The following is an 18,232-nucleotide window of genomic DNA, read 5'->3' as shown; positions in this document are numbered from 1 at the left end:
TCACGATTACCGGTCTATTGGGCGGCCCTCACAATGAGATCCGCAACCTCTTTCGGATGAGACAGCATCGCGACGTGACCAGACGGCACTTCAACCATCTCGGCTTTCGCGGATTTCACTTGATCCCTCTGTAACTCGGGAGCGATGATCTGATCCTCAGTCGCCACAACCATGAACGACGGTTTGTCGCGCCAGGCCGCATGGCTGACGGGCGTGGTGGTGGCGTTCGCATTCAGCCGTCCTTGAACAGCGGCAACGAGCCTCTGCTCTTCCGGAGGCAGCCCGGCAGCGAAGTATCTGGCGATACCGTCATCGCTTATCTTGAGAAAACCGTCCTCGTCCTTGACGTATGTTTTTCTGCTTTCTTGGGCCGGGTATTTTGAAGCGACGTCGACCAGCGATTTTCCGGCATCAGGCGCATAGGCAGCCACATAGACCAATGACTTGACCTTCGGAGCATCGCCCGCTTCGGTGATGACGACGCCGCCCCACGAATGACCGACGAGTACGACGGGTCCTTCGGCATCACGGATCGCTCGCTCCGTGAAGGCCACGTCGCTTTCCAGAGATTCCAGTGGATTTTGGACAGCGATGACTTTCAGTCCGGCTCGTTCCAAGAGAGGGATGACCTTCTGCCAGGACGATCCGTCGGCGAAAGCGCCGTGAACAAGGACGACGGTCTTGGCTTTGAGATCCGCCGCGACAGCGGCGGGACAGGTGGCTGCGAACGCCACCAGGGCGCTGAAGAGAAGTCCAGGGGCTCGGGACATGCGACATCCTCCGATAAGTGCTCTCAATGGCGATGCCGGGAATAATCATCCAAGGGAGGCTCGGAAGCATATTAATTGCGGTTAAATCCTGCGATTATTGCGCGGTTAGACGCGCGTATGCGTTTTCTCAACGTCTGTGTCTGGTCCCGATGGAAAATTGGTAAATCAGAGGCCGGCGGCGCTAAGGCGGGCCGTCGGAAGCGCGTGTCAGGTAGGTCGGGCAATCGTAAGGCGCTGCCCGAACGCTGACTACGCTTGGAGTTGAATCGCCCGTCCGTTATGCGAAGAGGCAGCCATGCTTCCGCGGCGCTGTCGGGGCGCTTGGGGCTGGTACAAAGATCGGCGTTCCTCGATGAGGGCGCGCTCCCCCGTAGCAAGGAGCTTGTACGCGGCATATGTCCTAGCGATCCCCGTCAACATGAAGTGCGCGGGTCCTGTTCCCGGATGAGGTGAAAGGAGAGACTTGTCGACAAGGTTGCCGATCGATTCAATGATGTCTGCGTGTCCGTGGCCATCGTCTTCCAGGATCGCGATGGCAGCATCAACGGAGAATTCGCCCGCAAATACCGACAGTCGCCTGAATACCTGTTGATCGGGTTCGGATAGGAGAGCGTAACTCCAATCCATCATCGCTTCAGCTGTTTGATGGCGTGCGCTGGCGTGGCGGTTGCCTCTCCATCGTAAGGCGAGTTGATTGTCCAATAGTTCTGCAACTCTCTCTAAGCCATAAGATCCCATGCGGCTTGCCACGAGTTCAATCGCCAGCGGATTGCCGTCCAACCGTCTGCAGATGGTCGCTATTGTTGCTACTTCCTCGGTGCCCATCGGCTCCAGGTAGCCGCTATCGATCGCACGGTCCACGAAGAGCTGGATCGCCGGCCAAAGCAGCGCCTTTGCGAGGGTCAACCGTCCTGCATGAGGAGGAACCGCAAGTGGGCGGAGAAGGTAAACTCCTTCACCGGGCAAACGGAAAGCTTCCCGGCTCGTGGCGAGAATATGCGCATTGGCACTATGCCGCAGTAGCGACCCCACGATATCTGTCACGGCGTCAATAACGTGTTCGCAATTGTCAAGAACCACCAGGGTGCGCTGTGACGACAGGTGGCCGACAATGTCGTCTGTGGTATTCGCTTCTGAAAGGGGAATCCCCAGAGCCGAGGCCACCGCTCCCAATACCGCCGCTTCACTATCGATCGTGCCAAGATCGACAAAATACGCATGTTCGAACGCGGGTAGCGCGTGCGCCACTAAAATGGCGAGTGTCGTTTTGCCCACTCCGCCCGTCCCCACAATTGTGACGAACCGGCGTTCCGCCACCATCTGCGAAAGTTTGGAAACGTTCTCCTCGCGGCCGACAGGATGGCTCAACCGAGGCGGAAAGGCGGTTGCCATTGCGACGGATCCACTGTGGTTCAAGTGTGTATAGACGGTTCGTTCGAGCTCGGCAGTGTCCTCCCATTTGACCGGGGCGACGAAACTGTAACCGCGACCTGCCACGCTGACGATATAGCGATTGCCGTTTTCGCCGCAGCCGATTTCGCGCCTGAGATGTGTCATTTGCACTCGTATGTTTGAGGCTTCGACATTGAGGCCGGGCCATGCAAACGCCATAAGTTCCGCTTGGGAAAGGACGCGCCCGTGGTTTTGGACTAGAGCAACAAGGATGTCGAAGGCGCGGCTACCAATTGCAAGCAGATCATCGTCTCGCAACAGAACCCTTGCCGCCGGATTCAGGCGATATGGCCCAAAGCCGAAATAGCCATTCCTGCCGTGAAATCCCATTTCGGTTCCCCTCAATGGCCTTGCCCCCGTGGGCAGGGTGAAATCCACATAAGATCACATACTGATAATACAGGACATCGCCGGCAACGGAGGTTAAATGCGGTAAATAATCGGCTGGGTTCGTTTCCCAAGATGCGAGCGCTTGCGCGCGATGGAGATTTCACGGGCTTTGACAATGTTTTACGCGCGACGGAGACGCTGCCGGCGTAGTTTTGCTGATGGCCGGTGAGAGTGACGACCCCTCCAAATCGATTTGCAAGTTGGGGTGCGGGTCGAGGTCGTTTCTGTTGGTCGGAGCTTCCGCAACCGCGCGCGAATCCCGGGCGAGGCGGCTCCCGATCTTAGGGTGCCGAGCCTCAAAATGCGTCAAACTGCAGTCTTTTCGCAAAGCGCATCCAATGACACGGAGTGAAGCTAATGCCCACAGCGTCTCTCTTCAAACCCATTAAAATTGGGAGCCTAAACCTACTTAATCGCATAGTGATCGCCCCGATGTGCCAATACTCGGCCGAAGAGGGCTGTATGAACGAATGGCATCTCATCCATCTTGGGAAGCTGGCGTTGTCCGGCGCGGCTTTGCTGACCATAGAGGCAACCGCCGTCCTTCCTGAGGGACGTATAACCTATGCAGATCTCGGCTTGTGGAACGAGCGGTGCTATGCGGCGATGGGACTTATACTTGAGAGTATCCGTCGCTGGACGGATATGCCCATCGGAATTCAGCTCAGCCATGCGGGTCGGAAAGCGTCGACTGAAGTTCCCTGGAAGGGTGGAGCACAGATTTCACCATCTGAAGCGCTCGGGTGGCAAACATTTGCGCCGTCGGCACTTCGGCACAGCAAGGGCATGTTCAATCCCGCGGCCTTGGACAAGGAGGGATTGAAGCTTGTTCGGAATGCGTTTGCGGCGGCAGCAAAGCGCGCCGCCAAGCTCGGCCTTGATCTGATTCAGGTCCATGCGGCTCACGGATATCTCCTTCATCAGTTCCTCTCTCCACTAAGCAATCGCAGGGGCGATGATTACGGCGGATCGCTGGCAAATCGGATGCGCTTTCCTCTCGAGATATTCGATGCCGTCCGCTCGGTGGCGCCCGCTGAGATGCCGGTCTCGATCAGGCTGTCCGCCACTGATTGGGTCGAGGGAGGCTGGGACGTGGAGCAAACGCTTCACTTTGCCGCGGAACTGCAGCAGCGGGGATGTGATGCCATACACGTCTCCAGCGGCGGCTTGCATTCAGACCAACGTATCCCGATCGGGCCGGGCTATCAGGTGCCGTTTGCCCGGGCGGTCAAGAAAGAGGTCAAGATACCCGTGGTCGCGGTTGGGCTTATTACAGGTTTTGAGCAGGCCGAAGCTATCGTCGGAACAGGTGATGCCGACATGGTGGCACTTGCCCGGACCATCCTGTTCGATCCGCACTGGCCTTGGCATGCCGCTGCACAGCTTGGCGGCAAGGTACAGGTTCCGAAGCAATACCTTCCGTCAAAGCCCAGTCGATTCAATAACCTATTCGAAAATGAATGACATACGCGGCGGGGCTTGGGGTCGCCACATGGTGGAGGTGACGCAGTCACATGAAATGAGTTAACACTACGACCGCCCGACTGCTTTCCGAAATTCCGAGCCGCTGGTCAAATCAAATAGCGGCGGGGCAATGGAGCAAACGGTTCGAGTTGCATTGGCAGAATTTGTCGGCGAGCGATGGCGATGATATGCAAGGAACCGATTGCGGTAGGCTTGTCTATTTGTAGCATCCATTGGCAGGCGACCCGCTGGGTGGCGAACTGGAACTACCACATCCGCTAGCGCGATAATGACCTCGACATCGTTTTTGTGCGGAGCCAACCAAAGCGCGCGAAGGGGAACATATGGCATCGACGGAACCGGATGAGGTAGTCGCATTTGGCCCCTTTCGCCTTCATGGGGAACATCGCCGATTGTTCTGCGGTTCCGAGGAGGTCCAGCTCGGCGGTCGGGCAATGGAGATGCTCCTGACCTTGGCCCGGAAGAAGGGTGAACTGGTACACAAGGAAGAGCTTTACAACGCCGCGTGGCCCGGCATCTTTGTCCATGAAGCCAATCTGAAAGTGACAATCGCCTCGCTGAGGCGAGCGCTGAGGGAATATTCTCCTGCGGAGGACTACATCAGGACACTGATAGGCCGTGGCTATTGGCTAAGCGATCAGGTCGTTGCCCCAGATATGCAAGGCATCGCGGATCTGCCTGCAGTGGCGAATACGCGGTTTCCCGAACTAGGCACAGTGATCGGGCGCGATGCCGAAATTGCCGAGCTTAGGGGCAAGATTGCCGCTAACCGCCTGACAACGATTGTTGGTCCAGGCGGCATTGGAAAGACAACGGTGGCCGTCGCCACCGTGCAACTCATCGAAGACGAGGAGGGGGGGCTCGTTACCTTCATCGATCTCGCGCGAGCGACCGGGGAGGAATTCGTCATTCCCTCGGTTGCCGCGGCGCTCGGCATCAGTGCCGGAAGCCAGGATCGCCTCGAGGCGATCTCATCGATCCTCGCCCGTAGGAGGGCCTTGGTCCTGCTGGATACGTGCGAGCATGTGCTCAATGCCGTCGCGCATCTTTGCGACGTCGTCCTCGCAAACACGAGGGACGTCAGAATCGTCGCGACGAGCCGTCAGGCACTCCGGGCGAAGCGAGAAGTTGTCTTCCAGCTTGCTCCTTTGGAGGTTCCGCCGTCGGGTCGCACCTACACTGCCGAACAGGTCGTTAGGTATTCCGCGCCGCAACTTCTCGTCGAACGAGCGTCCGAGAAGGGGAAGTACAAGGTTGGGGACAAAGATGCTTCTGCGGTCGCAGAAATATGCAGGCGGCTCGACGGCTCTCCTCTTGCAATCGAGCTGATTTCACCCCGACTCACGAGCCGAAGTGCTCCCGACGTTCTCAGGGAGCTTGGCGATCGCTTCACCACACTGGTTGGAGCTGCGCAGGACGGACCCCTTCGGCAACAGACCCTGCTCGCGACGCTGGAGTGGAGTTATGCGCTGTTGACGAAGAGCGAAGCGGCCGTATTGCGTTCCGTCTCGATCTTCATGGGTACATTCGACATGGATGCAGTTGTCAATGTCGTGGTTCACCATGATCTGGATCCGACGGCCGTTTTTGATGCCATTGCCGGGTTGCGCGCCAAATCTATGCTGAGTGTCGAACAAATTGCAGGCGGGATGCGATACCGCCTTCTCGACAGTACTCGCGCGTTCGCTGGCAATCTGCTCGAAACCTCTGGGGAATTGCCTGCGGTGTCAGGAGCACACGCCCGCCTTATGCTGGGTATCTTTGCTCGCGCGAACGCCGACCGGGCAAGGCTTCCCGCGCGACCATGGCACGCTGCCTATGCCGGCAATGCCGATGATTTGCGCAGAGCCATCGGATGGGCGCTGTTTCGGCGTGGCGATCCGCTGCTCGGTATCCAGTTGGTCGCATCCGGCGTGCCTCTATGGCATGAACTGTCGTTGAGCGAAGAGGCACGCAGGAATTGTGAGCAGGCCCTCGCCGAGTTCGATCGCATCGGCTGCACTGATCCAGCGCTGAAACTCAAGCTGATTGTCGGGCTGGCTGCCGTGAGCAGCTATATTTCCGCCGATGCCGAGAAAGCCACAGAAACCTTTGAGGCGGCAATTCAATTGTCACGACAGATCGGCGATACGAATGCCGAATGCCAAGCCCTGGGTGCCTTCGCAAGATACCGACTCCTGCCTGGCAACCAGACCGAGGTTTGGAAGATTCTCAAGGGGTTGAAGCGTGTCGCTATGCGATCGAACAATCGCCCCGCGAAGTGGGAGCATGAGTTTCTCCTTACTGAAGTGGATATTATCCACTGCCAATATCCACCTGCGATAGCCAGGATGGAGATGCTGCGCCAAGAGCTGCGGGGTGTATCCGATGGTTCCGTTTCGCGGTTTGATCTGGATCCCAAGATCAGATCAGAAACTGCAATAAGCGCAATGACGTGGCTTGGCTCCCGCAGACCTGGAACAGGCTTGAGCGGCGCCAAAGTTACCGCCCGCGAGGCGTTGGAAGCCCACCATGGATGGACACTAATCTATTCTTACGTGCACGGAATACTTTTCGTGCTCAGTGAATGTGAGGAATGGGCCCTGGCGAAGCACTATGCCGACCTGCTGAAGGACACGATATACCGACACGGAATGCCGGCATGGATCCCGGTCGCAAACTGCCACATTGAAGCACTTGACGCACTTTCCGGCTTTCGAACGGACCCTGACGGACTTATGTCGGCGTTTGATGAACTCCGCACGGGCCTTCGGCAGATGGGACGTCATGTTTACTATGCGCTTTTGATAAGGGCTCTCTATGCGCACGGGCACGTGGATCAAGGCGTCCAGATTCTCGACTACTTGTTCGACATAGGACCGCAACGTTCGATGGTGCCTGAATTGCTGCGACTTCGAGCTGTCAAGGAACGATCCGTCGGCCGCAACGAAGACGCGCTTTCCACCCTGCAACGTTCTTTGACGGTGGCAGAAGAAAATGGAGCATGGGCGTGGCGGATTCGTTGTGCTACAGATCTTGCCACTCTCCTGCGAGACCGAATGCAGGTCGACGAAGCCAAGAGGGTGCTTGAACCGGTATATGGTCAATTCCTCGATGGATTTGACATTCCCGACTTGCAGAGGGCCGGAAATCTCTTAACGGAGTTGCGGAATTTTGGACGCGCCCAAGGTTCATAGCGGGTTGCCAAGACGATCCTCAAACACCCGCCGCCGCCCGCCCTCCGGTTTCGCGGCTCACCGGGTTGTTCGTCAGCCAGCCGTGGATTGAATGCACCACGACTGATCCCTCGCCGACACTTGAGGCAACGCGCTTCACCGATTGGGCACGAACGTCGCCAACCGCGAATATGCCAGGGACGCTGGTAGCATAGGGCGAACTCCTAGGCACACGATTGTTGTCGTGCCCGGTAAGAATGAAGCCACGATTGTCGAGTTCAACGCAGCCGTCCAGCCAGTCGGTATTCGGGATCGCGCCGATCATAAGAAACAGGTTCGAAATTGGCTGTTCGAACTCCTCTTTCCCGTGTTGCGTCCATCGGACGCTGGAAAGGAAGTTTTCGCCGACAAGCGAAGTGATCTGGCTCCGCGTGTGGAGTGTGATCCGCGGAGACAGGGCGATGCGCCCAACGAGATAGTCCGACATGGTGTCAGACAAGCCATCGCCCCGCACGACCAGATGCACGTGACGCGCCTGCGCCGACAGGAAGATCGCAGCCTGTCCAGCGGAGTTCCCGCCGCCCACGACCGCGACTTCGGTGCCTTCGCAAAGCTGCGCCTCGATCGAGGTTGCCGCGTAGTGAATTCCCTTTCCTTCGAAGCGCGGAGACTCGGGAATGTCCAATCGGCGGTAGCGCGCGCCGGTCGCGACGACGACAGATCGGCCAAATACCACGTTGCCACCTTCCAAATGCACCCCGAACGGATAGCAGGTGCAATCGAGGCGGCATGCTGCATCAGCGACGACGAACCGCGCGCCGAATTTCTGAGCCTGTATCTGAGCTCGCCGCGCAAGATCCTGTCCCGATATACCCATCGGAAATCCGAGGTAGTTCTCGATACGCGAACTCGTGCTCGCCTGCCCACCGGGGCCAACCGCCTCCAAGACAAGCGTGTCCAGTCCTTCGGATGCCGCATAGACCGCCGCGGCGAGGCCGGAGGGCCCGGCCCCCACGACAATCACGTCATATGAATGTGAGGGGCTCAGCCGCTCGGTGATCCCGAGAGCCTCGGCAAGGTCACGGTTGCTTGGTCGAGTGAGCACCTTGACGCCATTGAGAACCACGATCGGCATATTGTCGATATCGGCATGGAAGGATTCCATTGCCGCTCGTGCAACCTCGTCGGTGTCGGTGTCCAGGCAGCGATAGGGATAACCATTCCTTTCGAGAAACGTCTGGATGCGGACCGTGTCTCCAGCGCGACAACTGCCGACGACCACGGTACCACCTTCTGCATGCTCGATAAGCCTGGCGCGTCTGAGTATGAACGAGCGCAGGATAATCTCTCCGATATCGGGTTCGGCGCTGACGAGTTTCAGCAGTGATGAGCGGGAGAGACGGATGACTGACGTGGAAACAGTCGCTCTTCCACAAACCAAAACCGCCCGTCCGCTCAAATGGTGCAGTTCCCCGGTGAACTGGCTTTCGCGATGTGTGGCGATAAGCTTATGCCCACCTTGTCCGTCGCTTTCGAAAACGTCGACCGATCCGTTCAGAATGACGAAAAAGTCAACCTCCCGATCGCCGACCTCGTACAGATACATGCCGCCATCGAAACTGTCCCTGCGTCCGAACGGGCTAATGCGCTCCACCATATCGGACGTGAGGCGAGGAAACGCCTCGCCGGGGATTTCACGCAGCGCGGCGGAAACCGGACTGCTTATAGTGCTGAAGTCAGCTCTCTCGGCCATCGGGAAAAACCTCGGTAAAGCCCCTTCCAATGCACTTGGTCGGAAAAGCCTACGCGGGCCAGCTGAGGGCGGCGTGTTAAAGGGCGCTTATCATCGCGAAATTCCGGGAACGGTCGGGGCATACGCTGATCGAGCGCGACGGCCTCGTTCAAGAACGACGAGGCGATCGGTCGCTTCCGGGCGTGCGAATGACGTTGGATAGCTGCAACACAGCTCCTGAACGACTGGTGCTGAAGGCCGTTCTCTACGCTCCATGGGAGTTGTTAACTTGAGCAAGAGAAGTGAAATCCCGGATTTCACGCGCATTGACGGCGTTTAGCGAGCGTTGCCGGGATCAGATGCTAGCCTGCATCCAATTCAAACGACGGACACGCATCGTCCGAACGTTCCGGCTTGTCGGGCGGTTCGCTCGGATGATGCCCTCCCATCGGAATCCAAGGGACGCAAGATGACCAGGCTAATCGCTACTCTTACGCTGGGTGACGCCAAACTGATGCTGTCAGCGGCAGAGGCAAAGGCGGCGGAGTTCGCCATTGCCTACAATATAGCGGTGGTCGACGCCGGTGGGCATCTGATCGCCTTCGTCCGTCAGGACGACGCTCTAATCGGCAGTATCGATCTCGCCATCAAGAAGGCCGTCACGACGAGGCTCTTCGACAAGAAGACTGACTACCTGGCAAAGCTGGCGCAACCCGGCGAGCCGCTCTTCGGTATTGATCAGAGCAATGACGGAAACGTCGTCATCTTCGGTGGCGGACTTCCTGTGATCCGCGACGGTCATTTGATCGGTGCCGTGGGCGCAAGCGCCGGATCGGTGGAGCAGGACATTGCTGTCGCCCAAGCCGCCGTATCGGCCATCGACCTCATGCCCGCAGACTCGCAATTGCTAACTTCAGGAAAGGAGCAAAGACGATGACAACAAATATCGAAGGGAAAGTCGTGCTGATCACCGGCGGTGGTACGGGACTGGGCGCTGAGACTGCTCAGATACTCGCCCAGAAGGGGGCGAAGGTCGCGATCGCTGCGCGTCGGCGCGGAAAGCTCGACGAAGTCGCAACCAGAATTTCCAACTCCGGTGGCAAGGCAAAGGGTTACGAGCTGGACGTGGCCAACAAGGACCAGTTCAAGTCGGTCGTGAATACGGTGGCATCCGATTTCGGAAGGCTGGATGTCCTTATCAACAACGCAGGGCTGATGCCAATCCGCCCGATGGCGGAAGTGAACACGGACGAATGGGACGCAATGATCGACGTCAACCTCAGGGGAACGCTCTACGGAATTGCCGCAGTTCTTCCGATGTTTATCAAACAGGAAGCTGGCCACATCATCAACATCAGCTCTGTTGCGGGCGTCAAGGTTTTCGCACCTGGTGGCACGGTTTACTCCGGCACCAAATTTGCCGTTCGTGCTATCTCCGAAGGGCTGCGCCAGGAGATAGGCAGCAAGATCAGGGTGACCTCGATCGAGCCCGGCGCGGTCGAGAGCGATCTCAAGCACACGACCAGCGGCACATCGCAGGATGCGGTCATGGAATTCTACAAGTCGGCAATCCCTGCAAGCTCGGTTGCCAGGGCAATCACCTTCGCCATCGAGCAGCCTGCCGACGTGGACATCAACGAGATCGTGTTGCGGCCGACGGCACAGGAATTCTGATCGGCGGATCAAACCCGCTATCACACCACCTTCCACTGATCGCGGCTCTCGATGGAGCGCAGTGCTCCGCGAATGCGCGCCGTAGTTCGCAAGACCTGGTCCGACCCAGACATCAAAAGGAGGAATGACATGGCTTATCAGAGTGTAAATCCTGCGACCGGCAAGGTTCTCAAGACATTCAACAACCACAGCGATGAAGAAATCGAGAGGGCGCTCACGCTGGCACACTCCCTCTACAAGTCGCCTTGGTGCAAGGGCGACCGGGGGCCTCGCCTTGAGGTCCTGCGCCGGTTTGCCGAGCTGGCCAACGCGCGCGTCGACGACCTGGCGCGCATTCTCACCCTGGAAATGGGCAAGCGGATCAACGAGGCGCGGACCGAAGTGCGGATAACCGCCGACATCGCCCAGTATTATGCCGACAATGCCGAAGCCTTTCTAGCACGCGAGAAGGTGACCACACCGAAGGGCGAGGCATGGCTGGAGTACCATCCAATCGGCGTCGTCGTTGCTGTCGAGCCCTGGAATTTCCCTTTCTATCAGCTGATCCGCGTCGCCGGACCGAACCTCGCGATCGGCAATCCCGTGCTCGCAAAGCATGCCAGCATGGTTCCGCAGGCTGCGGTGGCCTTCGAGGAGCTTCTTGCCGAGGCAGGTGCACCTGAGGGCGCCTGGACGAACATATTCGCAACGGGCGATCAGATTTCGAAGCTCATCGCCGACGATCGCGTACAGGGCGTAGCTCTAACAGGTTCCGAGGGCGCCGGCAGTATCGTGGCGGCCAACGCTGGCAAGAACCTCAAGAAATCAGTGATGGAACTCGGCGGCAGCGACGTCTTCGTCGTTCTCGACGATGCCGACCTGGACAAGGCGGTCTCCGCTGGGGTCGAGGCCAGGCTTCGCGGGTGCGGCCAGGTCTGCAATGGTGCGAAGCGCTTCCTCATCCACGAGAAGGTTGCCGACGAATTCACGAAGAAGCTAGCCGACAGGTTCACGAACACGAAGATCGGCGACCCCATGGATGAAACTGTCGGATTGGGGCCGATGTCTTCTATCGGGGCTCGCGACGATATCGCAGGACAGGTCGAGCGCGCAGTGAAGGCCGGGGCCAAGGTGCTGGTTGGTGGGAGCGCAATCGACGGACCGGGCGCCTACTACAAGCCGACCATCCTGACGAATGTGTCTCGAGACAACCCCGCCTATTTCGAGGAGTTCTTCGGCCCCGTGGCGCAGGTACATGTGATAAAAAACGATGATGAGGTCGTCAGGATCGCAAACGACTCGAATTTCGGCCTTTCGGGGGCGATATTCACTGCTGACGTTGAACGGGCGAAATCCCTAGCGTCGCAGGTCGAGACCGGATCCGTTTGGATCAATACGTCCTCTTTCACTGGGCCGGAGCTTCCGTTCGGCGGGGTCAAGAGATCCGGCTACGGTCGCGAGCTCGCAGGAGCAGGTATCAAGGAACTGGTAAACCAAAAGATGGTGCTCGTCGCGCACTGAGCCCTGGAGGAACCGAGCCGTCTGGTGGCCAGTCCGCTTAATGGGTCGCGTTCAAGCGGCCCATTGTGCTTGAGATGACGTGGAAAAGGGGATTGGAAGGCCTCCGTCAGTTCATCCACGCATGTTGCATTTTCGCGCAAGTTCGGTTCTCCCCCGATAAAGAGTAAAGCGCATGGATGATACGCAAAGCATCACGCCTTCGTCGTCGACTCTGGTGCTTTCCGCGGACACTCGTCTTCCACGACTGCCCCACCGATAACGCGAACGGAACGGCACTCCAATGCAAGACGTTGCAAATTTGAGGAGTTCCGATGGTAATGCGGAAAGCTTCTGGCCGAGCCGAGGCCATGCTTCGCGGAAAATGGCGTGATGAAGGATCGTTTTTTGACATGACTTTCCGTTTCTCTCGGCGCTAATGCCGAGGGCGAGCGGAAAATAGGAGAGGTGGCCTCTAACAAAGCATGTTCAGTGATAGGCAGGACCGCGCCAATGCGACAAGAGCAATCAAGCGTGGATGGCTTCGGCCAGAGCTTCGTCATCAGGATAGTGTCGCCGACCATCTAACGAACGACAGGTTGATCCGTGTACTCGACGCCTGGTGCACGCTGTCACCTTATACTACCCGGGTAGACGGCAACCTTCGGCAGCGTTTCGATGTTGGTCGAGGCCCTTCGCTACCAACTGTGAACGAGCCTGCAGGCTTCGAACTGGAAAGCAAAATGGAACCGGAAACCAGCGACGAGTGTGAGACGACCGTGAGGTCAGCAACAAAGGCAGACATCGATCTCCTTGGCATGTACGGAGCGGAGCTTGTCTCGATCCACCACGGCTGGGATGCGCGACGCTTTATCGCCGGAGGCCCTAGAACTCCGACGGCATATTCGGGCCACCTGAGAGGTCAACTCGACAAGCCGGACGTCCTGGTTCTTGTTGCGGAGATCCATGGAAAGGTTGTCGGATACGCTTATGCGGGTCTTGAGGGATCCGATTATATGGCACTGCGTGGGCCGGCTGGCGCTATCTATGACCTCTTCGTCGAGGAGAGCCACCGTCGACGAGGAGCCGGTCGAGCTCTGCTGACGGCAGTGGTCGGGGAATTGAGAGAGCGAGGAGCGACACAGATCGTCTTGTCGACGGCGCATCGCAACGACGCCGGGCAACGTCTCTTCGCTTCCATGGGTTTCGAGCCAACGATGGTGGAAATGACCCTCCAGCTTTGAACTGCGGCCTCGATTGGCAGCCGCTTTTGGATCCCATGATCGACGCCACCAAGTTGGCGAACCTCGACAAGATTGCAAACCGGCGGTTCCCATTGGATAATTCCGCGACACGCGGGGAGGAACATGAGCAGGGCGAATTACACGGACATTGCCCGCGAGGCAGGCGTGGGGACGGCCACCGTCGAGCGAGTGATGAACGGGCGAGGGGGCGTCAGGCCGGAACTGGTCGAGAAGGTCGTTATTGCCGCGCGCAGTCTGGATTATCCGCGCGTCCTTCCCGATACGCATCGCGGCCTGCTGCGGGTTGACGTTTTGATGGTCCGTCCGGAAACCACGTTTTATCGGCGGCTCTCCAAGGCATTCGAACAGATTGCCCACAGTATTGATCCGCTGGTCGTCGTCCACAGGCGCTTCGTCGAGGAAATGAACCCGCAGGAAATCGCTCGCGCAATTACAGCGGCGGACTATCCGCGAGCTGGGCTTATACTCGCCGTCCCCAACAGCCCGCTGGTCAAGGCGGCGGTGGAAGCTGTGGCAGCGCAGGGTATCCCTATCGTCCATGTGGTTACGCGCGCGTCTGAGGATCAGGTCGAATTTGTCGGAATAGACAACTATGCCGCCGGCCGCACGGCCGCCCATTTCATCTGCCGCATGGTTCGGTCGCAAGGGCCGGTTGTCGCCCTTTGCCACCCTATCTACCAGGTGCATCGCGATCGGATCCGCGGCTTTTCCGAGTACTTCCGTGATCACCCCGGTTCGATCAACTTCGAGTGGCTCGGCTTTACCCGTGACGAGGAGCGGTTCAGTGCGGAGACCTTGATCATGGCGATGCAGAGGTATTCGAACCTCGTCGGGCTCTATAATGCCGGTGGCGCGAATTCCGCCTTGATCGACGTTCTCCGCCGCAGCGACCGGGGCAGAGACATTCTTTTCGTCGGTCACGAACTGACCGACTACACCCGCACGGCGCTGCGCGACGGCATCATGGACGTGGTGCTGGATCAGGCGCCCGAAGCACAGGCGCAGCGCGCCCTCGATATCGTGCTGCACCGCGTCGGTCTTACGAAAATCGAGCCGGACCGAAACCCCATTCGCTTCATCACGATCACCGCCGAAAGCCTTTGATCTATTTTGATCAATGAAGTCTTCGCAGGTTTCAGTGTCTCCTGCTAGTTTCAAAAGCGGGAGGAGAGCCGGCGTTTCAAGGGAAACGACACGGATTCAGGCGCTTGGCCACTCCTTTCCGTAAAAGGATTTGCCGAAGGAGAGCGCCATGGACGACCTGAAATACGGGACGCGGAACAAGCGAGGCGACTGGGCGCCGAACAAGCCGGTCGAGACTGCGCCGCTGTTCGTCTTTCCCCCAAAGCTGTTGGCAATCGCAAAGTGGCTGCCGCACTATTTCTTCCCCTGGAACGTCATATTCGCGGCTTCTGCTGTCGCCTATTGGGCTTTGATCATTCCGTCGGTCGAGACGCTGCAGACGTTGAGTGTTGGGTGGGCACTTTGGCTCTATGCGGTAAACGCAGCCTGCGTGTTCCTGTTCTACGGAGCCTTCGAGTTGCATCTCTATGTGTTGAAGCGGCAAGAAAACCGCTTCAAGTACAATGGCAAATTCCCGGCTGATCAGAAGAACAACGTCTTCTGGTTTGATCGCCAGAACGTCGACAACATGTTACGTACATTCCTGTCGGGCGTGACGATCTGGACGGGCATCGAGGTCGTGATGCTCTGGGCTCATGCCAATGGCTATGCGCCGTGGCTGAGCTTTTCGGAAAATCCGTGGACACTGGCGCTTGTCGCTCTCGTTGTTCCTGTCATCCATGAGTTCCATTTCTTCTGCATCCACAGGCTCATCCACACGCCGTTCCTCTACAAGTGGGTGCACTCGGTACACCACAATTCGGTGAATCCGTCGCCCTGGTCGTCGCTGTCGATGCATCCGGTGGAACATATCCTTTATCTCGGGACCGCGTTTTATCACCTCATTCTGCCGTCAAACCCGATCCTGATGCTCTATCAGCTTCACTATGCAGGCTTCGGCGCAATCCCCGGTCATGTGGGCTTTGACAAGGTGGAAGTCGGTGAAGACAAGCTCGTCGACAGCCACGCCTATGCACATTACCTGCACCACAAGTATTTCGAGGTGAACTACGGCGATGCACTGATCCCCCTCGATAAGTGGTTCGGGACCTGGCATGACGGCTCTGCCGACGGCGAGGCCCGCATGCAGGAACGCTATCGCAAGCGCAAGGAAAGGCTCTCCGCCCGCAAGGCTTCCTCCGAACTGCAGGGAGCCGCCAAATGAGCTGGGTATCCGCATGCAAATTCGAAGACATCGAACAGGAAGGCGCGATCCGCTTTGATCATGAAGGCCGCACCTATGCGATCTACCGCGGACCGGATGACAGCATCTACTGCACGGCCGGTCTCTGCACCCATGAGAAGATCCATCTTGCGGACGGGCTCGTCATGGACTTCGAGGTGGAATGTCCCAAGCATTCCGGCGCCTTCGACTATCGGACGGGGGAGGCCATGCGGCTTCCGGCCTGCGAGAACCTCAAGACCTATCCGGCGGAGGTGGTTGATGGAGAGGTTCGTGTGGCCCTCGGTTAGGCCGCGCTTCAGCCAATAGCCCATCGGGCTTCCGGAGTGCAATCGGGGTGATCCGGCACCTTACGGAGGATGACATGAAATCATTGTGCTTGGCGGCTGCTCTGGCCGCCATGATGGGAAGTGCTGCCTTCGCTGAAACCATCGGCGTCTCGATGCAAAGCTTCGACAACAACTTCCAGACGCTTCTGCGTGAAGGCATCACTGCAAGGGCATCGCAGGTCGATGGTGTCAGCGTGCAGGTGGAAGATGCCCAGACGGACATTTCCAAACAGCTGAACCAGGTCAACAACTTCATAGCCGCCGGCGTCGATGCCATCGTCATGACGCTGACAGACACGTCAGCTGCCCCCGGCATCAGCGAAGCCGCGGAGAAAGCCGGCATTCCTCTGGTCTATCTCAACCTTGAACCCGACAATTCGGGCAAGTTGCCGGAAAAGCAGGCCTATGTCGGTTCGAAGGAAACGGATTCCGGCAGGCTTGGCGCAGAAGCGGCATGTTCGCTTCTGAAGGAGAAGGGAAAGGCCAGTGATGCGCAGGTCTACATTCTGATGGGCGATCTGGCTCACCAGGCCTCGCGCGATCGCACCAATTCCTTCAAGGAAGCGTTGGCGGCCGGAGATTGCAAGGGTGTCACGATTGCGGACGAGCAGTCCGCCGCCTGGAACCGCACGACCGCAATGGACCTGACGACGAACTGGATCACAGCGGGTAAACCGATCGATGTCGTCTTTGCAAATAACGATGAAATGGCCATCGGCGCCGTTCAGGCGTTGAAGGCAGCGGGCGTCTCTATGAACGACGTGATTGTCATCGGTATCGACGCAACCCAGGATGCCCTTGCCGCAATGGCTGCCGGCGACCTTGATGCGACCGTCTTCCAGAACGCAAAGAGCCAGTCCGCAAGTGCAGTGGATTCTGCAGTCGCACTTGCGCGCGGCAAAGCCATCGACAAGCAGGTCTGGGTGCCCTTCGAACTCGTCACGCCGAAGAACATGGCCGACTACACAAATAAGAACTGATCCTTCCGACCGGCGCTTTCATGCGCCGGCCACTTTTCAAGGGGAGAATGCATGAGCGGGATCGTCATTATCGGCGCCGGAGAAGCCGGCACGCGCGCAGCCTTTGCCTTGCGGGAGGCTGAATACGGCGGAGCCATTGCAATGGTCGGCACCGAGCCGAACATGCCTTATGAACGACCGCCTCTCTCCAAACCACTGGACGGGGCGGTGCAGATGAAGGCGATCTGCACCGCCGAGGCACTGGACGCTGCCGGCATCGAGTATTTTCCCGGCAGATCGGTGTCTCGGATTGATCCGCACGAGCGGCGCGTCGTTTTGAGCGATGGACAGGCGCTGGCTTATGACAAATTGCTTCTTGCAACGGGCGCGCGCCCCAGGCAGTTGTGCTGTCCCGGCGCGGAACGGGCCCTTGATTTCCGGACTTTCTCGGACGCGTCCACGATCTTCTCACGTGTGGAGAGCGCCAGAACCGTCGCCATCATTGGTGGCGGACTGATCGGCATGGAGCTTGCAGCGGTGCTGCGCGGCAAGGGGGTTGCTGTCAACATTATCGAGGCTGCATCAAGGCCGCTCGGTCGCGCTGTGCCGGCGCGATTTGCACAAAGCCTGCACGCCCGCCACGTCGAGGAGGGCGCCGGCGGCTTGCGCAGGACGCCGGGATTCCCGTTTTCATCGAAACCCATCGCGACCGGATGACGACGGACTTGTACTTCACGCTCGACCTTCTCGATCGGCGACCGGATCTGCCACTCCTTGCCGACCTCTCGCACTTCCTCGTCGCTCGCGAGTTCGCCTTTCCGGTTACGAAGGAAGACGATGTATCCATCCGGCGCATACTTGCCAATGCGCACGCCTTCCACGGCCGTGTCGCCTCGCGTGAACAGGTGCAGATCGAGATCTCCTTCCCGCACCATCGTCCGTGGGTCGATCTCTTCCTGGGTTGGTGGGAGTACGGTTTTCGCGCGTGGCGTGCGCGCGCTTCGGAAGACGCCAAACTGGTCTTTACCTGTGAGCTGGGACCGAAGCCTTACGCGATAACCGGAAGGGATGGTAACGACACGACCGACCGCTGGGCCGAGGCCCTCATGCTCCGCAAGATGGTGCATGATCTTTGGAACGCCACCGCGCAGTAGGGCCGTCGCCAAAGGCAGCTAACTTTACCGCCGCGCCGCCTGGCGATCACTTAATCTTCGGTGCGTCTAAAGATGCTGCTCGTTCA

General features: G+C 58.4%; 13 protein-coding genes and 2 pseudogenes. 12 read left to right on the top strand and 3 right to left on the bottom strand.

Annotation, left to right across the window (positions count from 1 at the left end; translation table 11 throughout):
- Window positions 1-14: 14 nt before the first annotated feature.
- Together AS026_RS12465 and AS026_RS12460 are read right to left on the bottom strand one after the other, a co-directional pair.
- On the bottom strand, window positions 15-770 hold the full coding sequence (locus AS026_RS12465) for an alpha/beta fold hydrolase (RefSeq protein ID WP_062369771.1): 756 nt from the start codon (window positions 768-770) through the stop codon (window positions 15-17).
- Window positions 771-1,019: 249 nt separating this feature from the next.
- Window positions 1,020-2,552: an ATP-binding protein gene (locus tag AS026_RS12460; RefSeq protein WP_062369770.1), complete on the bottom strand. Its 1,533-nt coding sequence runs from the start codon at window positions 2,550-2,552 to the stop codon at window positions 1,020-1,022.
- Between the two features lie 417 nt (window positions 2,553-2,969).
- Between AS026_RS12460 and AS026_RS12455 the strand changes: the two genes are divergently transcribed.
- A complete protein-coding gene (locus AS026_RS12455) occupies window positions 2,970-4,076 on the top strand; it encodes an NADH:flavin oxidoreductase/NADH oxidase (protein WP_062369769.1) in 1,107 nt (368 codons plus the stop codon).
- Window positions 4,077-4,420: 344 nt separating this feature from the next.
- On the top strand, window positions 4,421-7,273 hold the full coding sequence (locus tag AS026_RS12450) for an ATP-binding protein (RefSeq protein ID WP_062369768.1): 2,853 nt from the start codon (window positions 4,421-4,423) through the stop codon (window positions 7,271-7,273).
- A gap of 19 nt (window positions 7,274-7,292) precedes the next feature.
- On the opposite strand, the gene AS026_RS12445 is transcribed toward AS026_RS12450, so the two are convergent.
- On the bottom strand, window positions 7,293-9,005 hold the full coding sequence (locus AS026_RS12445; protein WP_062369767.1) for an FAD-dependent oxidoreductase: 1,713 nt from the start codon (window positions 9,003-9,005) through the stop codon (window positions 7,293-7,295).
- A 448-nt stretch (window positions 9,006-9,453) separates the two neighbouring features.
- Here AS026_RS12445 and AS026_RS12440 point away from each other — a divergent pair, with 448 nt between their 5' ends.
- From AS026_RS12440 to AS026_RS12395, 10 genes and pseudogenes are all read left to right on the top strand, one after another.
- A complete protein-coding gene (locus AS026_RS12440) occupies window positions 9,454-9,921 on the top strand; it encodes a GlcG/HbpS family heme-binding protein (RefSeq protein WP_062369766.1) in 468 nt (155 codons plus the stop codon).
- Window positions 9,918-10,658: an SDR family oxidoreductase gene (locus AS026_RS12435; protein WP_062369765.1), complete on the top strand. Its 741-nt coding sequence runs from the start codon at window positions 9,918-9,920 to the stop codon at window positions 10,656-10,658. The genes AS026_RS12440 and AS026_RS12435 overlap by 4 nt, the downstream gene beginning before the upstream one ends.
- Window positions 10,659-10,787: 129 nt before the next feature.
- Complete coding sequence (locus tag AS026_RS12430) at window positions 10,788-12,158, top strand: NAD-dependent succinate-semialdehyde dehydrogenase (protein WP_062369764.1); 1,371 nt, start codon at window positions 10,788-10,790, stop codon at window positions 12,156-12,158.
- 719 nt (window positions 12,159-12,877) lie between these two features.
- On the top strand, window positions 12,878-13,378 hold the full coding sequence (locus AS026_RS12425; RefSeq protein WP_062369805.1) for a GNAT family N-acetyltransferase: 501 nt from the start codon (window positions 12,878-12,880) through the stop codon (window positions 13,376-13,378).
- 123 nt (window positions 13,379-13,501) lie between these two features.
- Window positions 13,502-14,503: a LacI family DNA-binding transcriptional regulator gene (locus AS026_RS12420; protein ID WP_062369763.1), complete on the top strand. Its 1,002-nt coding sequence runs from the start codon at window positions 13,502-13,504 to the stop codon at window positions 14,501-14,503.
- Between the two features lie 148 nt (window positions 14,504-14,651).
- Entirely contained in the window at window positions 14,652-15,686 is a 1,035-nt protein-coding gene (locus AS026_RS12415) for a sterol desaturase family protein (protein ID WP_062369762.1), read from the top strand.
- The gene (locus tag AS026_RS12410; RefSeq protein ID WP_018857947.1) at window positions 15,683-15,994 is read left to right on the top strand and encodes a MocE family 2Fe-2S type ferredoxin; all 312 of its coding nucleotides are present in this window, start codon (window positions 15,683-15,685) and stop codon (window positions 15,992-15,994) included. Before AS026_RS12415 ends, AS026_RS12410 begins: the two co-directional genes overlap by 4 nt.
- A 74-nt stretch (window positions 15,995-16,068) precedes the next feature.
- Entirely contained in the window at window positions 16,069-17,013 is a 945-nt protein-coding gene (locus AS026_RS12405) for a substrate-binding domain-containing protein (protein ID WP_062369761.1), read from the top strand.
- A 51-nt stretch (window positions 17,014-17,064) separates the two neighbouring features.
- A pseudogene (locus tag AS026_RS12400) lies at window positions 17,065-17,646 on the top strand (NAD(P)/FAD-dependent oxidoreductase); the annotation flags it as partial.
- Window positions 17,643-18,146, top strand: a pseudogene (locus AS026_RS12395) (sugar phosphate isomerase/epimerase); the annotation flags it as partial. The pseudogenes AS026_RS12400 and AS026_RS12395, both read left to right, overlap by 4 nt.
- Window positions 18,147-18,232: the final 86 nt, after the last annotated feature.

Source organism: Rhizobium altiplani (genome assembly GCF_001542405.1).
Classification (GTDB): Bacteria; Pseudomonadota; Alphaproteobacteria; order Rhizobiales; family Rhizobiaceae; genus Rhizobium; species Rhizobium altiplani.
This window is presented reverse-complemented; position numbering and strand designations above follow the sequence as displayed.